The organism is Arthrobacter sp. efr-133-TYG-120, assembly GCF_030209785.1.
In the GTDB taxonomy this organism is placed as follows: Bacteria; Actinomycetota; Actinomycetes; order Actinomycetales; family Micrococcaceae; genus Arthrobacter.
The window spans coordinates 1-18,216 of sequence record NZ_JARVRI010000032.1 but is presented as its reverse complement, the minus strand read 5'-3'; the positions used below and the strand labels follow the sequence as shown (position 1 = coordinate 18,216).

The following is an 18,216-nucleotide window of genomic DNA, read 5'->3' as shown; positions in this document are numbered from 1 at the left end:
CGGACGGCACTGCCGGAAGGTACCGCTAGGCAGCTGGCGCCCGTATTACTGGCAATACAGCTAATATCGACTGGTGCTGATTCTGCTGCCGCCCTCCGAAGGCAAGACCCCCGCTGAGAAGGGCTCCGCCGTCGAATGGGAGTCCCTGAGCTTTCCGGAACTCAACAGCTACCGGGCCAAAGTGCTCGACGCGCTGGGCCTGGTCAGCGCGCACGAGGACGCCCTCGCCTTGCTGGGGGTGGGCGCGTCCTTGAGGGACGACGTCGAACGCAATACCCGGCTCCACGCCGAACCCGCCGCCCCTGCCCATCAGGTGTATTCCGGTGTCCTCTACGACGCGCTTGGCTACAAGACCCTGACGCCGGCACAGCGCCGCAAGGCGGTGGAGTCGATCCTTGTGGTGTCCGCCCTGTGGGGCGCCATCGGTTTCGGCGACCGCGTGCCCGCCTACCGCTTGTCCATGGGAACGGCACTGCCCGACGTCGGGCGCCTCGCGTCGTTCTGGAAGCCGCAGCTCACCGAGGCCCTCGCCTCGCTGGTGGAGGGCGAGCTGCTGGTGGACTGCCGCTCCAGCACCTACGCGGCGGCTTGGGCTCCGCCCGCGGCGCAGACGGTCTCCGTCAACGTCTTTTCCGAGTCCAATGGCAAACGCACCGTCGTCAGCCACTTCGCCAAGCACACACGCGGCGAACTGGCCCGGCACTTGCTGAGCCGCCGAGGAAAGGCGCCGGGGACGCCCGAACAACTCCTCAAGGCAGCCTCGGAAATCTGGACGGCGGAGTTGACGGAAGGCACCGCCCGCAAGCCGCACACCCTCAGCATCATCCTCCCCAACTAACTAGCACTAGATGTCGTTTTGACGCCTCATAACGACATTAACTGCGAGCTAGTTGGGTGGGGAACAGGCGGTTAGTTCCACTCGGCGGAGCGCACCAGGATGCAGCCGGAGTCGGGGCAGAACACGATCTCGTCCTCGGCCGCGGCCTTGACCTCGGCGAGGTCGCCGGGGCTGAGCGTCATTCCCGAGCCTTCGGACTTGCCGTGGAAAAGCCGGGCGGCCCCCACACCGCGCTTGGCAAGGGTCTTTTCGTAGATGGCCAGCATCCCGGCGTCGAGCCCTTCGGCGAAGCCGGTCCTCTGGGCGCGTACATCCGTCTCTTCGGAAACAATCTCGGCGATCGCGGCGTCCAGCTCGGCACGGATCCCGGAGAAGGACCCCTGGATATCATCGACGATCTGCTGTTGCGCCGCTTGGCGCTCCCTGAGTCCGTCCAGGCGTTCGAGGATTTCCAGCTCGACATCCTCAAGGTCCGAACGGCGCTTGTTCAGTGATGCGATGTCGCTTTGCAGCGCGACGAGGTCCTTGGAAAGTCCGGTGCCGCTGTTCAACCTGGCTTCGTCCCGTGCAATGCGGCTCGCCACTTGCTCGACGTCGGCCTCTGACCTGCGCAGCTCTGTTTCGGCGTCGTGGACGGCAAGTTTCGCGGTTCCAAGCGCGCCGTTGGCCACACTGAGGGCGTCCTGAAGATCAGTGATGCGGGGGTCTGTCTCCAACGTGCGGCGGCGGTTCGCCAAGGATTTGAGCTTCGCATCCAACCCCTGCAGTTCGAGCAATTTCAACTGTTCCGCCGGTGCTGCCTTGGCCACGCTTACCTCCGCTTGATCGTGCCGGGGTTGGTATTCAGCCCCAGCCAGGCCTTGGGCCTGTTTGTCTCGACTCTATCGCCTAGGGCGCTCCCCTGCCTCGCCCGCCAGGCCTAGCCGGGAGTCAGAATGAAGTCCCACGGATCGCTGTTGGTGGTTGCCACACGGATCTCGACGTCGTGGCCCTGGTCCGCGAGCACGTTGCCGAGCGCTTCGGCCGCGGCGGGCAACCAGAGCCACTCGCTCGCGAAATGCGATACGTCAACAAGGTACGGCCTCCCGTCAACGGCAGCTTCGCGCGCCTCGGACGCCGGGTGGTGCCGCATATCCGCGGTGACGTAGATGTCCGCCTGGCTGGCCCGGACGGCGTCGAAGAGGCTGTCTCCGGCGCCGCCGCAAACGGCCACACGGCGCACCAGCCCGTCCTTGTCCCCGGCGACCCGCACGCCGCCGGCCACCGAAGGCAGGATCTCGAACACCCGCGCGGCAAAGTCTCCCAGGGTCATGAGTTCGGGCAAGTCGCCGACCCGGCCGATCCCCTCTTCCGGCAGGCCGTGGGCCGCAGGCGCCAGCGGGACAACGTTGTCCAGCCCGAACGCGTCGGCGAGGACATCGGAAACGCCACCGACGGCGGAGTCCCCGTTGGTGTGCACGGTCAGCAGCCCGGTACCGGACTCAATGAGCCGATGGACGGCGAGGCCCTTGGCGCTCGTGGCAGCAACGGAGGTGACGCCCTTGAGCAGCAACGGATGGTGCGTAACGAGGAGCTCGGCGCCCCATTCAATGGCCTCTTCAATGGCGGCGAGGGTCGGATCCACGGCGAACATGACCTTCGTGACGGTAGCGGTTGGCCGTCCGACAACCAGTCCTACCTCGTCCCATTCCTCGGCAAGCGATTCCGGCCAGAGCTCCTCCACTGCCAAGAGGACCTGACCGAGCGTGGGGGTACCTGGCGTCCCGGCTGCACCGTTCTCCGATTCTTCCCCGGATCCCGTATCTGCAACCGCGGTGTTCACAGCTTCCATGCATTACATTCTTGCGCATCCGGCGGCCAAGTCGCGCTTGCGGCCATCGGACTGTTTGAGATTGTTGTCACCGGCGGGATCTGCTCCGTCACACTCCCGTAAGGTTGTGCGGGAATCATCCAGGACTCCCGGCCATTGAAGAGATCATGAAAACTTTTGTACTTGGCGGAGGCTGCTTCTGGTGCCTCGACGCTGTCTATCAGAAGACCAAGGGCGTCAGTTCCGTGGTTTCCGGCTACACGGGCGGGCACATCCGCAACCCTGACTATTACGACGTCTGCTCCGGCATGACGGGTCACGCAGAGGTCGTCGCAGTGACTTTCGACGAGGACATCATTCCGGCGGACATCATCCTCGACATGTTCTTCGCCTTGCACGATCCCACCACGCTCAACCGCCAGGGCTACGACGTCGGAACCCAGTACCGTTCCTCGATGTTCTACACCACCACTGAAGAAAAGATCCTCTTCGAGGAAGCCATCCTCCGGAACCAGGAACTGTGGTCCAAGCCGATTGTGACCGAGGTGAGCAGGCTGCCGGAATTCTACGAAGCCGAGTCCATCCACCAGGACTACTACGCCAAGTTCCCCGAGCAAGGTTATTGCCAGGTCATCATCAACCCGAAGCTCGCCAAGGCCCGGAAATATTACTCTTCGTGGCTCCGCGCGTAGCAGCGTGTAGCACCGCTCGTTAGGCTGACCTCAGCAGTAGCTATTTCAGCGAATTCAGAGAATAGGCATGATTACATGGCACGGATCTACGACGACGTCACCCAGCTGATCGGCGGAACCCCCCTGGTCCGCTTGAACAGGCTCACCGAAGGCTTGGACGCCACGGTTGCCGTGAAGCTGGAGTTCTACAACCCCGCCAACAGCGTCAAAGACCGTATCGGCGTGGCGATTGTCGACGCCGCCGAGAAGTCCGGTGCGCTGAAGCCGGGCGGCACCATCGTCGAAGGAACGTCGGGCAACACCGGCATCGCGCTGGCCCTGGTCGGTGCGGCACGCGGTTACAAGGTCATCCTGACGATGCCGGAAACCATGTCCACCGAGCGCCGCGTCATGCTGCGCGCCTACGGTGCGGAGATTGTGCTGACCCCCGGCTCTGAAGGCATGCGCGGCGCCGTCGAGAAGGCACAGGAGATCGTCGCTAACACGGAGAACTCCATCTGGGCCCAGCAGTTCGCCAACGAGGCAAACCCGGCAATCCACCGCGCCACCACGGCCGAGGAAATCTGGGCGGACACCGAAGGCGGAGTGGACATCTTCGTCGGCGGCGTCGGCACCGGCGGCACCATCACCGGCGTCGGACAGGTCCTGAAGGAGCGCAAGCCCGAAATCCAGATCGTGGCCGTTGAGCCCAAAGACTCCCCCATCCTGAACGGCGGCGCCCCGGGCCCGCACAAGATCCAGGGTCTCGGCGCGAACTTCATTCCGGAAATCCTTGACACCAACGTCTACGACGAGGTCCTCGACGCAACCCTTGAGGACTCCGTGGCCACCGCACGCGCCCTCGGCACCAAGGAAGGCATCCTGGGCGGCATCTCGGCCGGCGCGGCTGTCTGGGGTGCGCTGGAGCTCGCGAAGCGTCCGGAGAACAAGGACAAGCTCATCGTGGCAATCGTTCCCGACTTCGGCGAACGTTACATCTCCACCGTGCTTTTTGACGATATTCGCGGCTGATTGCGGACCCCGCGCAACCGCTTTCTTTCATTTCCTGTAGAAAGGTCTTTGTGAGCTTCTTCGCAAGACTTATGGAGGACCTCGAGGCCGCCCGGTCACATGACCCGGCGGCCCGAGGCTCCTTTGAGAACTTTTTTGCCTACTCCGGCCTGCATGCCATCTGGGCGCATCGCCTGACGCACAAATTGTGGCAAAACCCCGAGCTACGCTTCCCGGCGCGGCTCATTTCCCAGCTTGCCCGGTTCCTGACCGGGATCGAGATCCACCCCGGCGCTACCATCGGCCGCAGGTTCTTCATTGACCATGGCATGGGTGTGGTGATCGGTGAGACGGCCGAGATCGGCGAAGACGTCATGATCTACCACGGCGTGACGCTGGGTGGCCGTTCCTTGGCCAAGGTCAAGCGCCACCCCACCATCGGAGACCGCGTCACCATCGGAGCCGGGGCCAAGGTCCTTGGTCCCATCACCATCGGCGCGGACAGTGCCATCGGCGCCAACGCCGTCGTGGTCAAGGACGCACCGCCTGAGTCGATCATCACCGGTGTGCCCGCAACGTGGCGGCACCGTGATGCCAAGAGCGAAACGAAACCCGCCGTCGACCCCGCCGAGTACTACATCGAATACCGGATCTAGCCGGAAAAACGTTTGTAGGCGTTCCAGAAAACGGTGTCGAAGGCCCGGTCGGGAAGCACCCTCCGCAAGGCCAGAATGGTCCAGGCTCCCCTGCCCACCGGGTATCGGGTCCTGGGCCTTCCCGACGTTGCCGCGTGCACGATAGCGCGGGCCACGATACGCGGGCGCGTCGAAAGCGCAGTTCCCGACGTCGACGCCAAAGCAGCCGCAACGATCCCGGCCTGCCCGCGATACGGTCCGTGTCCCGAGACAGTCAGCAGGCTCTCCCCCGCGATGGTTCCCCATTCCGTGTCCGTGCCCGCGGGCTCAATGATTGCCACGTCGATGCCATGGGGCTTTAGTTCAAGGCGCAGGGAGTCGCTGAGGCCCTCGACGGCGAATTTTGTTGCGTGGTACCAGGCGCCAAGGGGTTCATACATTTTGCCGCCGATCGAGGACACATTGATGATCCTGCCGGAAGCCGCAGCACGCATCACGGGAATCACCAGCTGGGACATCCGGGCGAGGCCGAAGACGTTGACCTCGAACTGGCGCCGGCCCTCATCCAGCGGCACCTCTTCCAAGGAACCATAGGACCCGTATCCGGCGTTGTTGACCAGTACGTCGATCCGTCCCTGCTCTGCCAGGACAAGATCCACGGCGGCCTTCATCGAGTCATCCTCGGTGACATCCAGGGACAACACCTTGATTCCGTGGGCTTTGAGCGGTTCCATCTTTTCGACCCGCCGAGCGCCCGCGTACACGACCATTCCCGCCTTGCTGAGCTCGACGGCGGCTTCAAAACCGATTCCGGTTGACGCACCTGTGACAAATGCGACGCGTTGCGGCATGGACTGCTCCTCGTGTGACGGGGTTGAATGCGCACGACCCGCCTACGGCAAAGGCCGGCGCCTCCACAGTAACGCGGAAGTGCCGGCCTTTGTCATGAACCGAGTGGGGCAGCAGGGTCAGTCTTTACCTACGTGGCTTGGAGTCGACACGAAAGGGCCTGCCCCAATCGCTAGTGGGTGTCGACTGCCGAGATCTCGGACTTGTCTTCGCCCCACAGGGTGTGGAAGGTACCCTCGGCGTCAACGCGGCCGTAGGTGTGCGCTCCGAAGAGGTCGCGCTGTCCCTGAATGACTGCTGCAGCGAGGCGCTTGCGGCGAAGTCCGTCGTAGTAGGCCAGCGAGGAGGAGAACACCGGAACCGGGATGCCCAGCTGGACAGCCGTTGCCACCACGCGGCGCCATGCCGGCAGCGCGCCGGCGATCGCCTTGGTGAAGGCCGGAGCGAACAGCAGGTTGGCCGGCTTCTCCACGGCAGCGTAGGCGTTGGTGATCTCCTTGAGCAGCTCGGCCCGGATGATGCAGCCGCCGCGCCACAGGGAGGCGATTTCATCGAGCTTGAGGTCCCAGCCGTATTCCTTTGCGGCGGAGGTCAGCATGTCCAGGCCCTGGGCGTAGGAAACCAGCTTGGAGGCGTACAGCGCCTGGCGCACGTCCTCGACGAAGTTCTCGGGGACCTCGACGGCGATTTCCTCGCCGGCGAGCAGCTCCTGGCCAAGCTTGCGCTGTTCTGCCTGGGAAGAGAGGGCACGCGCGAAGACGGACTCGGCGATGCCCGAAACCGGGGAGCCGAGCTCGAGGGCGGAGATGACCGTCCAGCGGCCGGTGCCCTTCTGGCCGGCAGCGTCCACGACGACGTCGACGAACGGCTTGCCCGTCTTGGCGTCGACGTGCCCGAGGACCTCTGCGGAGATCTCGATCAGGAAGGAAGCAAGTTCGCCCTTGTTCCATTCGGCGAAGATCTTGGACTGCTCGGCCGGCTCGATGCCGGCGCCGGAGCGCAGGAGATCGAAGGCTTCGCCGATAACCTGCATGTCGGCGTATTCGATGCCGTTGTGGACCATCTTGACGAAGTGGCCGGCGCCGTCGGTGCCGATCCAGGCGCAGCAGGGCTGGCCGTCAACCTTGGCGGAGATCTTTTCGAGCAGCGGGCCCAAAGCGTCGTAGGACTCCTTCGAACCACCGGGCATGATGGAGGGGCCGTTCAGGGCGCCCTCTTCGCCGCCGGAAACACCGACGCCCACGAAGTGCAGGTCCTTCTCGGCCAGCGCGGATTCGCGGCGGCGGGTGTCCTCGTAGTGCGAGTTGCCGGCGTCGATCACGATATCGCCGGGCTCGAGCAAGGGAACGAGCTGGTCGATGACGGCGTCAACCGGCTTGCCGGCCTTCACCATGATCAGGACGCGGCGGGGCTTCTCGAGGGAGTCCACGAGTTCCTGGAGGGTTTCCGTGCGGATGAAGTCGCCGTCCGTGCCATGCTTGGCCAGCAGGGCGTCGGTCTTTTCGACGGAGCGGTTGTGGAGGGCAACGGTGAAGCCGTTGCGGGCCAGGTTGCGGGCCAGATTGGCGCCCATCACCGCGAGGCCGGTGACACCGATGTGTGCTGACATCAAAACTCCAATTCATTCTTGTGCATCGAGTCCTGCTAGGAGCGAGGAAACGCTTTCTAGAGCAGTAGCTGGAATAAACCATACGTATTCGGACCACGTCTGGGAAAGTTGCGCCCACGTTTTGGAAACGTCCGCGTCACAAAAGAGTCTATGTTGCGAGCTCGTGCTGTGGGGAGTTCACCGTCGCTCGGGCTTCCAGTGGCGGAACCATCAACGCCACTATGCTTACGACTATGTCAACCAGTCTCCACTACCGCGCTGTCGAGCATCTGGGTACCCGGATCGTCGGCGGTAAGCTCCCTACCGGTCACGTCATGTTGGCTGAACACCTTGAGGACGAGCTCAAAGTGTCGCGGTCGGTGGTGCGTGAGGCTGTCAGGGTGCTGCAGTCTTTGGGACTGGTGGAAACCATCAAGCGTGTTGGCATCCGTGTCCTCCCCGCGCACCGCTGGAATCCCTTCGATCCGCTGGTCATCCGTTGGCGGCTGGCCGGAGAAGGCCGCGGCGCCCAGTTGCGCTCCCTCGCCGAACTCCGCTCCGCCGTCGAGCCCGTAGCGGCGGAACTGGCCGCGGAAAACGCACCGGAGTCCCTGCGCAGCGAACTGGTGGACATTTCCCTGGCGATGCGCGAAGCAGGCCGCGCGGGCGACATGCCCACGTTCCTGGACCTCGACATCCGCTTTCATGCCCTGGTGCTCTCCGGCTCCGGCAATGAAATGTTCGCGAACCTGATCGGGCAGGTCACAGAGACACTCACCGGCCGGACCGTTCACGGCCTCATGCCGGAACATCCGAAGGAAGCGGCCCTGCAATGGCATCTGGATGTAGCCCAAGGCATCCGGGACCGAGACGGCGACAAGGCCCGCGAGGCCGCCTCCAACATCATGCGGGAGACCATCGCGGACCTGTCACCAGACTGGGAACGCCAGCCACGGGTATTTGTTCCAGTCGAGCGGCGCTGACGGCTGAACGCCCGCGCCGCCCGACTCATCGGCTGAGAGCCTATGCCATAGGCTGGAAGTTCAGCAGGACCTTCCCCGATTCGGCCGAGTTCTTGGCCACCTCGAAGGCCTCCAATCCACGGTCCAGCGTGAATTCGTGCGTCACCACCGGGTCCACGTAGAGCGAACCGTCCGCGAGGGCGGCAATGACCTCGTCGATCTCGTTGTTGAAACGGAAGGAGCCCAGCAGTTCGAGCTCGCGGGTGATGGCCAGCGAAATGAAGACCGGCTGCGGCCCCGAGGGCAGCAGCCCGACCATAACCACTTTCCCGCCGCGTACTGCGCCCTTGATGGCCGATGCCAGTCCGAAGTGGCTGCCGGAAGACTCGATGACGACGTCGGCTTCCACCGCGGCGATCGCCTCGGCGTCGTCACCCTTGAGGACCTCGTCGGCGCCCACTGCGCGCGCGATCTCAAGAGGCTTGTCGTGCATGTCGACGGCCACGATCCGGGCTGCCCCCGCGCGCTTGAGGACGGCAACTGCCAGCGCGCCGATCGGACCGCTTCCGATCACCAGCGCCGTCTTCCCGGCAACGTCCCCTGCGCGGGCGACGGCGTGCCAGGCGACACTGGCCGGTTCCACCAGCGCCGCCGTGCGCAAGTCCAGCGTGGCCGGGAGGGCCCGGAGCATGCGGGACGGCAGCGTGGCGTAACGGCTGAAGGCGCCGTCCGTGTGCGGGTACCGCGCCGCGCTCCCAAGGTAGGTGCAGCCCGGGGAGAGGTTGGGCCGGTCTTCCGGATACTTGGCGGCACCCGGGGCCGGCGTCGCGGGGTGGACGGCGACGGGCGTTCCGGCTGCCGGGCCGCTGCCGTCCGCGGCCTGCTGGACAACGGTCCCGACGATTTCGTGACCGAGCACCATCGGAGCCTTGAGGATCGATTCCCCCGCCGCGCCATGGAGCCAGTAGTGCAGGTCCGAGCCACAGATGCCCCCATAGGCGATCTCGACAACGGCCTGGTCCGGGGCGGGAACAACGAGGGCTATGTCCTCGATGCGAAGGTCGCCGGCCGCGTGGGCCACGACCGCGGGTGAAGACTGCGGAAGCTGGAAAGCGCTCATTAGACGACCACCGTCATTCCGCCGTCAACGAAGATCGTCTGGCCGTTGACGAAGTTCGACGCCTCGGAGGCAAGCCAGACTGCCGGACCGGCGAGATCCGCCACGGTGCCCCACCGGTGGGCCGGCGTCCGGCCGAGGATCCAGGAGTTGAAGTCGGGATCGTCCACGAGGTTCTGGGTCATCTCGGTGTGGATGTAACCGGGGGCGATGCCGTTGATCTGAAGGCCGGAGGCCGCCCATTCCGCGGTCATGGCGCGCGTCAGATTGCGCAGCCCGCCCTTCGCGGCGACATAGGGGGCGATCGTGGGGCGTGCCAGGTCAGTCTGCACGGAGCAGATGTTGATGATCTTGCCGTGGCCCCTAGGGATCATGTGACGGGCGGCTTCGCGCCCTACGAGGAAGGCGCTCGTGAGGTCGGTGGTGATGACCCGCTCCCAGTCCTTCACATCCAGGTCCAGCATCGGAACCCGGTGCTGGATACCGGCGTTGTTGACGAGGATATCGAGGGGGCCGACGTTCTCCTCGACCCAGGCGATGCCCCGGGCCGCTTCAGTATCGCTGGTGACGTCGAACGCACAACTGTGGATCCGGCCGGGCCCGAAATCCGCCGCCATGGCGGCTTCCGCGTCCTTGAGCCGTTCCGTGTTGATGCCGTTGAGGACAACGGTGGCACCGGCGTCGGCCAATCCGCGGGCCAGCGCGTTGCCGATGCCGCGGCTGGATCCGGTCACGAGCGCAACGCGCCCGGTGAGATCAAAGAGTCCACTCATGGTTGTTTCCTTACGTAGTTCAAAGGGCTAACGGAAGAGTCACTAAGGTTCGCGATGGCCTGGCGGACGACGGCGAGGTCCTGGTCGCCAAGGCCCTGATCAATCAGTTCGCGGTAGAGTTCGACGCCGGCAGCCGCCATGGGGACAGCGGCACCGGCCGCTTCGGCGCTTTCGAGCACGAACTTGAGGTCCTTGTGCATGAACTTCGCGGGACCGGTGGGCGCGTAATCCTTGGCCGCCAGCCGGGGTCCGACAATCTCCAGGACCCGGCTTCCGGCGAGTCCTCCGGAAAGCACCTCGAACAGGGTTTCGACGTCCATGCCCGAGCGCTCGGCGAGTTCAGCGGCTTCCGCGAGGGCCGCCGTCGTAGTCCCGACAATCAGTTGGTTGCATGCCTTTGCCAGCGATCCGGCACCCAAGTTGCCCATGCGGCGGACCGTGGCGCCCATGGATTGGAGCACGGGAAGCGATCGCTGGAAGTCTTCTTCGCCGGCTCCCACCATGATGGCCAGCGTGCCGTCCTGCGCACCTTTGGTGCCCCCGCTGACCGGTGCATCGACGACGACGGCGTTCCCGCCGCTTGCGCTATGGACCGTCCGGCCGAATTCCTGCACGGCGGCCGGAGACACGCTGCTCATGATGATGATCGTGGTCCCCGGAAGCGGCGCGTCCGAGCGCCAGGACTCGAGCAACGGCGCGGCGGCATCCAGGATGTAGGAGAGATCCGGAAGCATGAAAATGATGACGGGCTGGTCCCGGAGTCCGGCAACCGACTCCGAACGATTTCCGCCGAGCTTCTCCAACTCGGCGAGCGCTTCGGCGGAACGGTTCCACGCAGTCACTTCCCAGCCGTTGCCGAGCAGATTGGCTGCCATGGGGAAGCCCATCAGCCCGAGTCCCACAAAACCTGCGGTCTTGGCGGTCATCTTTCGCATACACCTCACTTCTTTGTGGTTCATCTTTCAAAAACTGTTCAATATCCTAGCCTCAATTCAGTATGATGAACACCATGACGACTGATGAACTCACCATCGCGATCGCAGTCCCGCTCGAAGCCGAGCATGTGGAGCGTATCCGCGCAGTAGATCCGAGCATCACGGTGCTCTACGAACCCGAGCTTCTTCCTCCGGAACGCTTCCCGGCCGACCACTCGGGCGATCCGGACTTCAAGCGGACTCCCGAACAAGAGGAACGCTACTGGTCCATGTTGAACAAGGCCCAGATCCTGTACGGCTTCCCCAACGAGAATCCGGCCGGCCTGGCCCGCATCGCACAGAGCAACCCGCACCTGCAGTGGATCCACGCCATGGCCGCAGGTGCCGGTGGCGCCGTGAAGGCCTCGGGGCTTGACAGCGAGACCCTGCAGAAGTTCAAGGTCACCACGTCGGCAGGCGTCCATGCCCTTCCGCTGGCCGAGTTCGCAGCCCTGGGCATCCTCAACGGCTTCAAGCGCAGCGGGGAACTTGCACAGGACCAGGCTGCCAAGGTCTGGCCCGAGTTGCGCACCCCCACCAAACTTGTGAACGGCTCCAAGCTGGTCATCACGGGTCTCGGCGAAATCGGCCTCGAGACCGCCCGCATCGCCCGCGCCCTTGGAATGAAGGTGAGCGGAACCAAGCGGAACGTCGAAGCGATCGACGGAATCGACGAGGTCGCGGACAACGATGGCCTGGCCGGACTCCTTGCCACGGCCGACGCCGTTGTCAACACCCTCCCGGGCACTCCCTACACTGAGAAACTCTTCAACCACGAGGTCTTCTCGGCGATGAAGCCTGGCGCGGTCTTCGTCAACGTTGGCCGCGGAACCGTGGTTGACGAAGACGCGCTCCTCGAAGCCTTGGACACCGGCCAAGTGTCCTACGCCTGCCTGGACGTTTTCGCGGTCGAGCCCCTCCCCCAGGACAGCCCGCTGTGGAACCACCCGAAGGTCATGGTCTCGCCGCACACCTCGGCACTCAGTGCCGCGGAGAACCGCCTCATCGCCGAACGCTTCGCCAGCAACCTGCGTACGTTCCTCGACGGCGGGGAACTCCCCCACCTTGTGGACACGGTGCACTTCTACTAAACCGCCGGCTTCCCAGCGCCATCGTGGCGGCCCCTCCGGTTTCCGGAGGGGCCGCTTTGCTGTATGGGGCGGGTTTGCCGGGGGTTTGCCGGGGGTGGGGCACGAAAAAGCGACGGTCCCCTCCGCACTTAGGAGGGGACCGTCGCTGCTTGCGTACCTCGTGGTACGGGACTCCTTACTTCGCATCCTCCAGGGAGAGAAGGTCACGGCCGGCTGTTTCCGGTGTGAAGAACGTGGTGATGTATGAAATCAGCGCGAGGACCAGCGAGTAAACCGCCAGGACCACCCAGGAGTTGCCCGTCGCAGCAAGGAGCGCGACGCCAACCAGGGGCACGAGTCCGCCGGCCAGGACAGCAGACAGTTCGCGGCTCAATGCCACACCGGTGAAACGGTACTGCGAGCCGAAGAGCTCAGGCAGCAGCGGGCACTGCGGGCCAAGCATTGACTGCACGCCAAGGGCGATCCCGACAACCATGACGGCCCACACGAGGGTCACGTTTCCGAGGGTCACCAAGTAGAACGCGGGAATAGCGAAGATCGCCTGGAACAGTGCCCCATAGCGGTAGACCTTGACTCGACCAATACGGTCAGACAAGGCGCCGAAGGTGACCACCATGACGGCGGCGAATCCGGCGGCGATCAGCAAGCCGACCGGGCCGATGAACTTGTCGCCAGGGAAGACACCTTCCTTGACGGACATGAAGGAGATGAGCAATGCAGAGTAGATCGAGGAGTTGCCGTTCTCACCCATGCGGAGGCCGATGCCTACGAGCACATTCTTTTTGGAGTGCTTCCAGAGCTCACCAACGGGGTTCTTCACCACGTTCTTGTGCTTCTCAAGCTCCTGGAACACCGGGGTTTCCTTCAGCTTCAGACGGATGAAGATTGCCACGACGATCAGGATGATGCTCGCGAGGAAGGGCACGCGCCACAACCAACCTTCGAGCACGCCCTTATTGGCCATGCCAATGAGCGCAAAGGTGCCGGCGCCGAGGAGGGTTCCAAGTTGGATGCCCACGAACGGCAGCGAAGCGAAGTAGCCGCGGCGCTTAGGGGGTGCAACCTCGGAGATCAGCGTGGTTGCGCCAGCCTGTTCGGCTCCTGCTCCCAGGCCCTGGACAATACGGAGTGTCACCAGCAGGACAGCTCCGAGCATGCCCGCCTGGTCGAACGTCGGCAGCAAGCCGATCGCGAAGCTGGCAAGGCCCATCATGCCGATGGTCATCAGGAGGACCACCTTGCGGCCAAAGCGGTCTCCGATGAATCCGAAGAAAATGCCACCGAAGGGCCGCGCAGCGAATCCAACGCCATAGGTAGCGAAAGACGCGATCAATGCGCCGCTTTCACCCAAGGGCTTGAAGAACAGAGGTCCGAAGATCAGGGCCGAAGCCAGACCATAAATGTAGAAGTCGTAGTACTCCAGGGCGGATCCTACCGAGCTGGCAAGCGTTGCCCTTCGCAGCTGTTCCGGCTCAACTACTGCGCCGTCCATATCAGCAAGCTTTGTCTTAGTACGAGTTGTCACAAGCACTCCCTCAAGAACACTCCAGACCCCCGTTGGCCTGGCGAGATAGCGTCAGCCGCCATGGCGTGAATCACTATATTGAACAGAGTACAGCACGTTGTACAAGTTTCAAGTGGTGTAATCAGATTTATTTATGACCCCGTCGGGGCGGCCAGATCTATCCCATCGGGTTGCCCAGCGAGTGGGCGAGCTCCTTGAGTTCCTTCACCATGAGGGCAGCCTGTTCCTCGGAAAAAGTGGCCTTCAGGGCTGTCACCGAGAGACCGAGGCTGGGGCCATGCGCCCCGTGGGTGGGGACGGGCACGGCGAGGCAAACCACGCCTAGTGTGGATTCCTCATCCTCCAGGGCGTAGCCCTGCTTGCGGATCGCGACAACCTGGGCCTTGAGCTCGGCGGCACTCCGGAGGGACTTCGGGGTCATGACAGGCAGTTCCACGTCGTCCGGGAACATCGCCTCGATGTCATGGTCGTGAAGCTGGGCCAGGAGGACCTTCCCGACGGCGCTGAGGGAAAGCGGCATTTTGTCGCCGATGTTCGACGTGAGCCGGACGGCGGGGTGCCCTTCGTAGCGGGCCAGGTAGATGATGTGATCGCCGTCGATCATCGCGATCCGCACGGTTTCGCCGGAGAGCGTCGGCGCCTGTTCACAGAACTTGTAGAACTCCTGGACTTCGTCGAGCCGGCTAAGGTAGGCGGCGCCAAGTTCAACCAGTTTCCGGCCAAGTGAAAAATCGGCACCTTCGCGGGTAATCAGCCGGGCTTCCTCAAGAGCGAGCAGCAGGTTTGACGTGGAAGACTTCGGAATCCCGAGTTCCCTTGCAAGGTCACTGAGTGTCAGCCTGCCTGAAGGGGCCTCCGCCAAGGCATCAAGGACCGCAGCAGCGCGGGTCACGGCAGGCGCCGGCGAGGAGCTCCCCAAGCCTTCGGCGGAACGGGGGGTGCGGGAATCGGCCATGATTCTCCTTCGCGGTTCGTGCGTCTGGCGCAGAGTGGGCGCGTGCCAGGTAGAAACGCCACCCTGGGGCAGCGGAACTCCGGTCCGAGGCACAACGCTTGTTCAATCCACTGAACAACCACCATCATAGTGGCTTGGTGCTGGGATGAGACGCGCCGGACGGGGGGATGGCTTCCTTTCCATATCCAGAAATTCTCTGTATATTCATCTATGAGCTCTCCACCGCGGCATCCCCCAATAGTCGCGGTGGAGAGCTTTTCCAATTCCCGGCACCGAATCCGAGCCGACGCTAGCCTGGCTGCTGCCAAGGAGTGAGCCGTGGCAGCCAGCGGGGGACGTTGGCACGGTAGTCCTCATACTCGGCGCCGAACTTGCGGGCCAGGGTGGGCTCCTCATACAACCTGACGAAAGCCACCACGGGAACTGCGCCCAAGGCCGCGAGGCCGAACAGCTTTGGCTGTCCCAGCACGAGGCCCTGCCCGACGATCGCGGCGCCAATGCCCACGTAGATGGGATTCCGCACGAACCTGTAGAAACCACTGACCACAAGGTTCTTCGGTGGTGCAAAGGGCGCAGGCGTTCCCAATCCTTCAAGGGCGAACCGCGCGAAAGAATTCGTGATCACCGCCGCACCGGCGCCGATCAGCAGAACACCTGTGCACTGGGCCGCCAGTCCGCCCGGCACAGGCTGTTGCACCCTCCAGCGGGTCACAAACCATGGCAACAGACCGGCCGCGGTAGCCGGAGCGACGGCGAACACCGCCGTACCGATTTTCGCCAGCCTCTTGTCGCGCGCTGCATCTCCGGACGCTGTCATGCTGCCATTCTGAACCGGCAAACGACTGGCCACAACCATCGGGGACCTAGGGCCCTGGAATAAAAAGAAAAGAGCCCCTGAGCTGCGTTTCCGCAGTTCAGGGGCTCTTCTTCTTGGTGGGTCCTACCGGGATCGAACCGATGACATCCACGGTGTAAACGTGGCGCTCTACCAGCTGAGCTAAAGACCCAAAACACTGATTTCGGCACCCTCGGCGCTTCAACCAACGAACATGTACTCTACCGGATCAATCGCCCGGAACACTAATCGACTACTTGGATGGCAGCAGATCGGGAAGCTCAGCGGCAAGCCAGGCCAACGCGCCACTGACTCCTACTTCCACTTTGAGGTCCGCGAAACCGTCACCGCGGGTCGGTCCACGGTTGATGATCACTACCGGCTTGCCGAGTTTGGCTGCATGCCGCACGAACCTCAGCCCGCTCATGACAGTCAACGAAGAACCCGCCACGAGCAACGCCCCGGCTTCGTCAACCATGGAATAGGCACGCTGGACCCGGCCCTTGGGCACATTTTCACCGAAGTACACGAAGTCGGGCTTGAGCGTCCCCCCGCACACGGGACAAACAGCAACGACGAAGGAACGGATGAGTTCGGGATCCTCCACCGAGGCATCGGCGTCCGGTGCCATTTCCACGACGCCGGAAGCCTGGGCGGCTTCGAGGAAACCGGGATTGATTTCCTCCAGAATCGATGCCACGAGCCGCCGGGTGAACACGTGCCCCTCATCAAGGCAGATCACGCGATCGTAGCGGCCGTGCAGGTCCACCACGTTGATGCTGCCGGCGTCCTCGTGCAGGCGGTCCACGTTCTGCGTGATGAGCCCCGTCATCAGCCCGCGCCGCTCAAGGAGGGCGACGGCGGCGTGCCCGGCATTGGGGTCCGCATGCCGGAGGTGCGACCATCCGAGGTGGTTCCTCGCCCAGTACCGGCGCCGGTTGGCCGGGCTTCCGATGAATTCCTGGTAGGTCATGGGATTCCGCGGCGCGGCTCCAGGGCCGCGGTAGTCAGGGATTCCGGAGTCCGTGCTCAGTCCGGCTCCGGTCAAGACAGCAAGCCGCTTGCCACCGAGAACCCCGGCGGCTCGGCGGAGAACGTCCACCTCGTCCGCATCCAACTCAACCGTTGAGGCCGGCGGAAGTATGGCGAAGCCAGTCATTCCGACGCCGGGCCGTTGGGCGCTCATCGCCGTTAGGCCTGGCCAAGTGCGGACAATGCCTCGCGGTATTCCGCCAGGTCGCGTGCCTGCCCGCGCGGATTGACGACGACGTAACGGATGATCCCCGCGGCATCGATGATGAAAGTGCCCCTCAACGACATGCCGGTAGCTGGATCAAACACGCCATACTTCTCGGCTACTTCCCCGTGCGGCCAGAAGTCTGCCAAGAGATCGAACTCGTAGCCTTCCTTTTCCGCATAAGCCCGCAAAGCGAACTTGCTGTCCACCGACACCCCGAGGACCGTGGCGTTCGCATGTTGGAAAATACCCAGATTGTCGCGGATCTCGCACAGCTCCCCGGTGCAGATTCCAGAGAAGGCGAAGGGATAAAACACCACCACCACGTTCCGGCCGCGAAGCCCGGACAAGCGGACCGGCTCCCCGAACTGGTTCACGAGCTCAAAGTCCGGGGCTTCCTGGCCCACAACGGGAACTCCCGGACGCAGCCCGGAAGGGTTCAACTTCGTGTGTGTCACTTGTTCTTCTTGCGCGCTACAAGCCGTGTTGCGCTCCAGTCCTTGGAGACGCCTGCGGAGGTAGTGCAGTGCAAGCCGGCCGTAGGAGCAGCGTCCTGAATATCCGAGGGCGAGACGTAGTTGTCGCGACCCGACTTGGGGGTCAGCACCCAGACAACACCGCCTTCACCCAAGGTGGTCAATGAATCAACTAGTGCGTCGACAAGGTCTCCATCACCATCGCGCCACCAGAAAATGACCGCATCCACTACCTCGTGATCGTCTTCGTCAAGCAGCTCGGAACCCGTGAGTTCCTCAATGTCATCACGCAAATCGAAATCGACATCATCGTCGTAACCGAGTTCCTGAATTAGATCCCCATCTTTGAAACCCAATCTTTCCGCCACATTTACCGATGTGGCGGCGTCGGCCTCGCTCACGTTTCCTCCTCTTGAAGTGATTTCGATTACTACAAGCCAACACCCTTTGGGCGTGTGCTTCAAGCCATTGTCCCGCGTTCCACCATTATCCGCGCCCCAGCCGCGGCTTAAGCCATGGCCAGGATCGGGGCTACAGCCATGACTGCGGCTGCAACTGCCTGCGATGTAACAGCTTGAGTGTGACATACAACGCCTTCACGACCGCGCGGCTACGCATCGCGGCTCGTACAAAGCTACAGTGGCCATTGAAGACTTTGGCTGCAGGGCAACCGCCCGCCGCGAATAGCGCAGCTTGAGCTCAAGAGAACCTGCCCGGCGCACATGACCGGGCTGTTGTAACCGATATGTCGCACACGCCGCGTTCATGACGGGCAGTTACCCTGCCGGACCTGAGGCGACGATGAATGCGCCAAAAGAGAGGTTGGACGTGGCTGCAGGAGAAGAGACCTCACACATCCTTAGCGGGTT

The 18,216-nt window shown here is 63.3% G+C and carries 19 protein-coding genes and 1 tRNA gene; 6 read left to right on the top strand and 14 right to left on the bottom strand.

The annotated features are described in order from the left end of the window. Positions 1–73: 73 nt before the first annotated feature. A complete protein-coding gene (locus QRN51_RS17880) occupies positions 74–838 on the top strand; it encodes a YaaA family protein (protein ID WP_284991175.1) in 765 nt (254 codons plus the stop codon). A gap of 71 nt (positions 839–909) precedes the next feature. Here the strand turns inward: QRN51_RS17880 and QRN51_RS17875 are convergent, their stop codons facing one another. After that, positions 910–1,647, bottom strand: coding sequence for a zinc ribbon domain-containing protein (locus QRN51_RS17875; RefSeq protein ID WP_284991174.1), 738 nt, complete (start codon positions 1,645–1,647; stop codon positions 910–912). A 110-nt stretch (positions 1,648–1,757) separates the two neighbouring features. Further along, on the bottom strand, positions 1,758–2,669 hold the full coding sequence (locus QRN51_RS17870) for a Nif3-like dinuclear metal center hexameric protein (RefSeq protein WP_284991172.1): 912 nt from the start codon (positions 2,667–2,669) through the stop codon (positions 1,758–1,760). A gap of 146 nt (positions 2,670–2,815) precedes the next feature. On the opposite strand from QRN51_RS17870, the gene msrA reads away from it, so the two are divergent. From msrA to epsC, 3 genes are all read left to right on the top strand, one after another. Beyond that, positions 2,816–3,340: a peptide-methionine (S)-S-oxide reductase MsrA gene (gene msrA / locus QRN51_RS17865; RefSeq protein ID WP_059387765.1), complete on the top strand. Its 525-nt coding sequence runs from the start codon at positions 2,816–2,818 to the stop codon at positions 3,338–3,340. A 75-nt stretch (positions 3,341–3,415) separates the two neighbouring features. After that, entirely contained in the window at positions 3,416–4,351 is a 936-nt protein-coding gene (gene cysK / locus QRN51_RS17860) for a cysteine synthase A (protein ID WP_059387764.1), read from the top strand. Positions 4,352–4,401: 50 nt separating this feature from the next. Further along, positions 4,402–4,986 carry a serine O-acetyltransferase EpsC gene (epsC, locus tag QRN51_RS17855; RefSeq protein WP_059387763.1) on the top strand — a complete coding sequence of 195 codons (585 nt, stop codon included), beginning with the start codon at positions 4,402–4,404 and terminating at the stop codon, positions 4,984–4,986. Here epsC and QRN51_RS17850 read toward each other — a convergent pair. Beyond that, a complete protein-coding gene (locus QRN51_RS17850; protein WP_284991170.1) occupies positions 4,983–5,816 on the bottom strand; it encodes an oxidoreductase in 834 nt (277 codons plus the stop codon). The genes epsC and QRN51_RS17850 overlap by 4 nt on opposite strands. Positions 5,817–5,986: 170 nt before the next feature. After that, positions 5,987–7,423 carry an NADP-dependent phosphogluconate dehydrogenase gene (gene gnd / locus QRN51_RS17845; protein WP_284991168.1) on the bottom strand — a complete coding sequence of 479 codons (1,437 nt, stop codon included), beginning with the start codon at positions 7,421–7,423 and terminating at the stop codon, positions 5,987–5,989. A 233-nt stretch (positions 7,424–7,656) separates the two neighbouring features. On the opposite strand from gnd, the gene QRN51_RS17840 reads away from it, so the two are divergent. Continuing rightward, a complete protein-coding gene (locus tag QRN51_RS17840; protein WP_284991166.1) occupies positions 7,657–8,385 on the top strand; it encodes a FadR/GntR family transcriptional regulator in 729 nt (242 codons plus the stop codon). Positions 8,386–8,425: 40 nt separating this feature from the next. Here the strand turns inward: QRN51_RS17840 and QRN51_RS17835 are convergent, their stop codons facing one another. Genes QRN51_RS17835 through QRN51_RS17825 form a run of 3 tightly spaced genes read right to left on the bottom strand, consistent with a single transcriptional unit; the run spans position 8,426 to position 11,180 of the window. Beyond that, positions 8,426–9,484 carry an L-idonate 5-dehydrogenase gene (locus QRN51_RS17835; RefSeq protein WP_284991165.1) on the bottom strand — a complete coding sequence of 353 codons (1,059 nt, stop codon included), beginning with the start codon at positions 9,482–9,484 and terminating at the stop codon, positions 8,426–8,428. Then, complete coding sequence (locus QRN51_RS17830) at positions 9,484–10,254, bottom strand: SDR family oxidoreductase (protein ID WP_284751975.1); 771 nt, start codon at positions 10,252–10,254, stop codon at positions 9,484–9,486. The genes QRN51_RS17835 and QRN51_RS17830 overlap by 1 nt, the downstream gene beginning before the upstream one ends. Further along, positions 10,251–11,180: an NAD(P)-dependent oxidoreductase gene (locus tag QRN51_RS17825; protein ID WP_284991223.1), complete on the bottom strand. Its 930-nt coding sequence runs from the start codon at positions 11,178–11,180 to the stop codon at positions 10,251–10,253. The genes QRN51_RS17830 and QRN51_RS17825 overlap by 4 nt, the downstream gene beginning before the upstream one ends. Positions 11,181–11,251: 71 nt before the next feature. Between QRN51_RS17825 and QRN51_RS17820 the strand changes: the two genes are divergently transcribed. Further along, on the top strand, positions 11,252–12,319 hold the full coding sequence (locus tag QRN51_RS17820) for a D-2-hydroxyacid dehydrogenase (protein ID WP_059387759.1): 1,068 nt from the start codon (positions 11,252–11,254) through the stop codon (positions 12,317–12,319). A 175-nt stretch (positions 12,320–12,494) separates the two neighbouring features. Here the strand turns inward: QRN51_RS17820 and QRN51_RS17815 are convergent, their stop codons facing one another. The 7 genes from QRN51_RS17815 to QRN51_RS17785 all read right to left on the bottom strand — a co-directional run bounded on the left by QRN51_RS17815 (position 12,495) and on the right by QRN51_RS17785 (position 17,748). Next, positions 12,495–13,811, bottom strand: coding sequence for an MFS transporter (locus QRN51_RS17815; RefSeq protein WP_172465496.1), 1,317 nt, complete (start codon positions 13,809–13,811; stop codon positions 12,495–12,497). 190 nt (positions 13,812–14,001) lie between these two features. Next, the gene (locus tag QRN51_RS17810; protein WP_284991164.1) at positions 14,002–14,799 is read right to left on the bottom strand and encodes an IclR family transcriptional regulator; all 798 of its coding nucleotides are present in this window, start codon (positions 14,797–14,799) and stop codon (positions 14,002–14,004) included. A 289-nt stretch (positions 14,800–15,088) separates the two neighbouring features. Continuing rightward, entirely contained in the window at positions 15,089–15,616 is a 528-nt protein-coding gene (locus QRN51_RS17805) for a methyltransferase family protein (protein ID WP_284991163.1), read from the bottom strand. A gap of 114 nt (positions 15,617–15,730) precedes the next feature. Then, positions 15,731–15,806 (bottom strand) — tRNA-Val (locus tag QRN51_RS17800). An 81-nt stretch (positions 15,807–15,887) separates the two neighbouring features. Next, positions 15,888–16,820 (bottom strand): Sir2 family NAD-dependent protein deacetylase, encoded by a 933-nt coding sequence (locus QRN51_RS17795; RefSeq protein WP_284991162.1) that lies wholly within the window; start codon positions 16,818–16,820, stop codon positions 15,888–15,890. Positions 16,821–16,825: 5 nt separating this feature from the next. Further along, positions 16,826–17,329 carry a peroxiredoxin gene (locus tag QRN51_RS17790; RefSeq protein ID WP_370872095.1) on the bottom strand — a complete coding sequence of 168 codons (504 nt, stop codon included), beginning with the start codon at positions 17,327–17,329 and terminating at the stop codon, positions 16,826–16,828. Then, positions 17,326–17,748 (bottom strand): DUF3052 domain-containing protein, encoded by a 423-nt coding sequence (locus QRN51_RS17785; RefSeq protein ID WP_059387755.1) that lies wholly within the window; start codon positions 17,746–17,748, stop codon positions 17,326–17,328. The genes QRN51_RS17790 and QRN51_RS17785 overlap by 4 nt, the downstream gene beginning before the upstream one ends. Between the last annotated feature and the right edge of the window lie 468 nt (positions 17,749–18,216).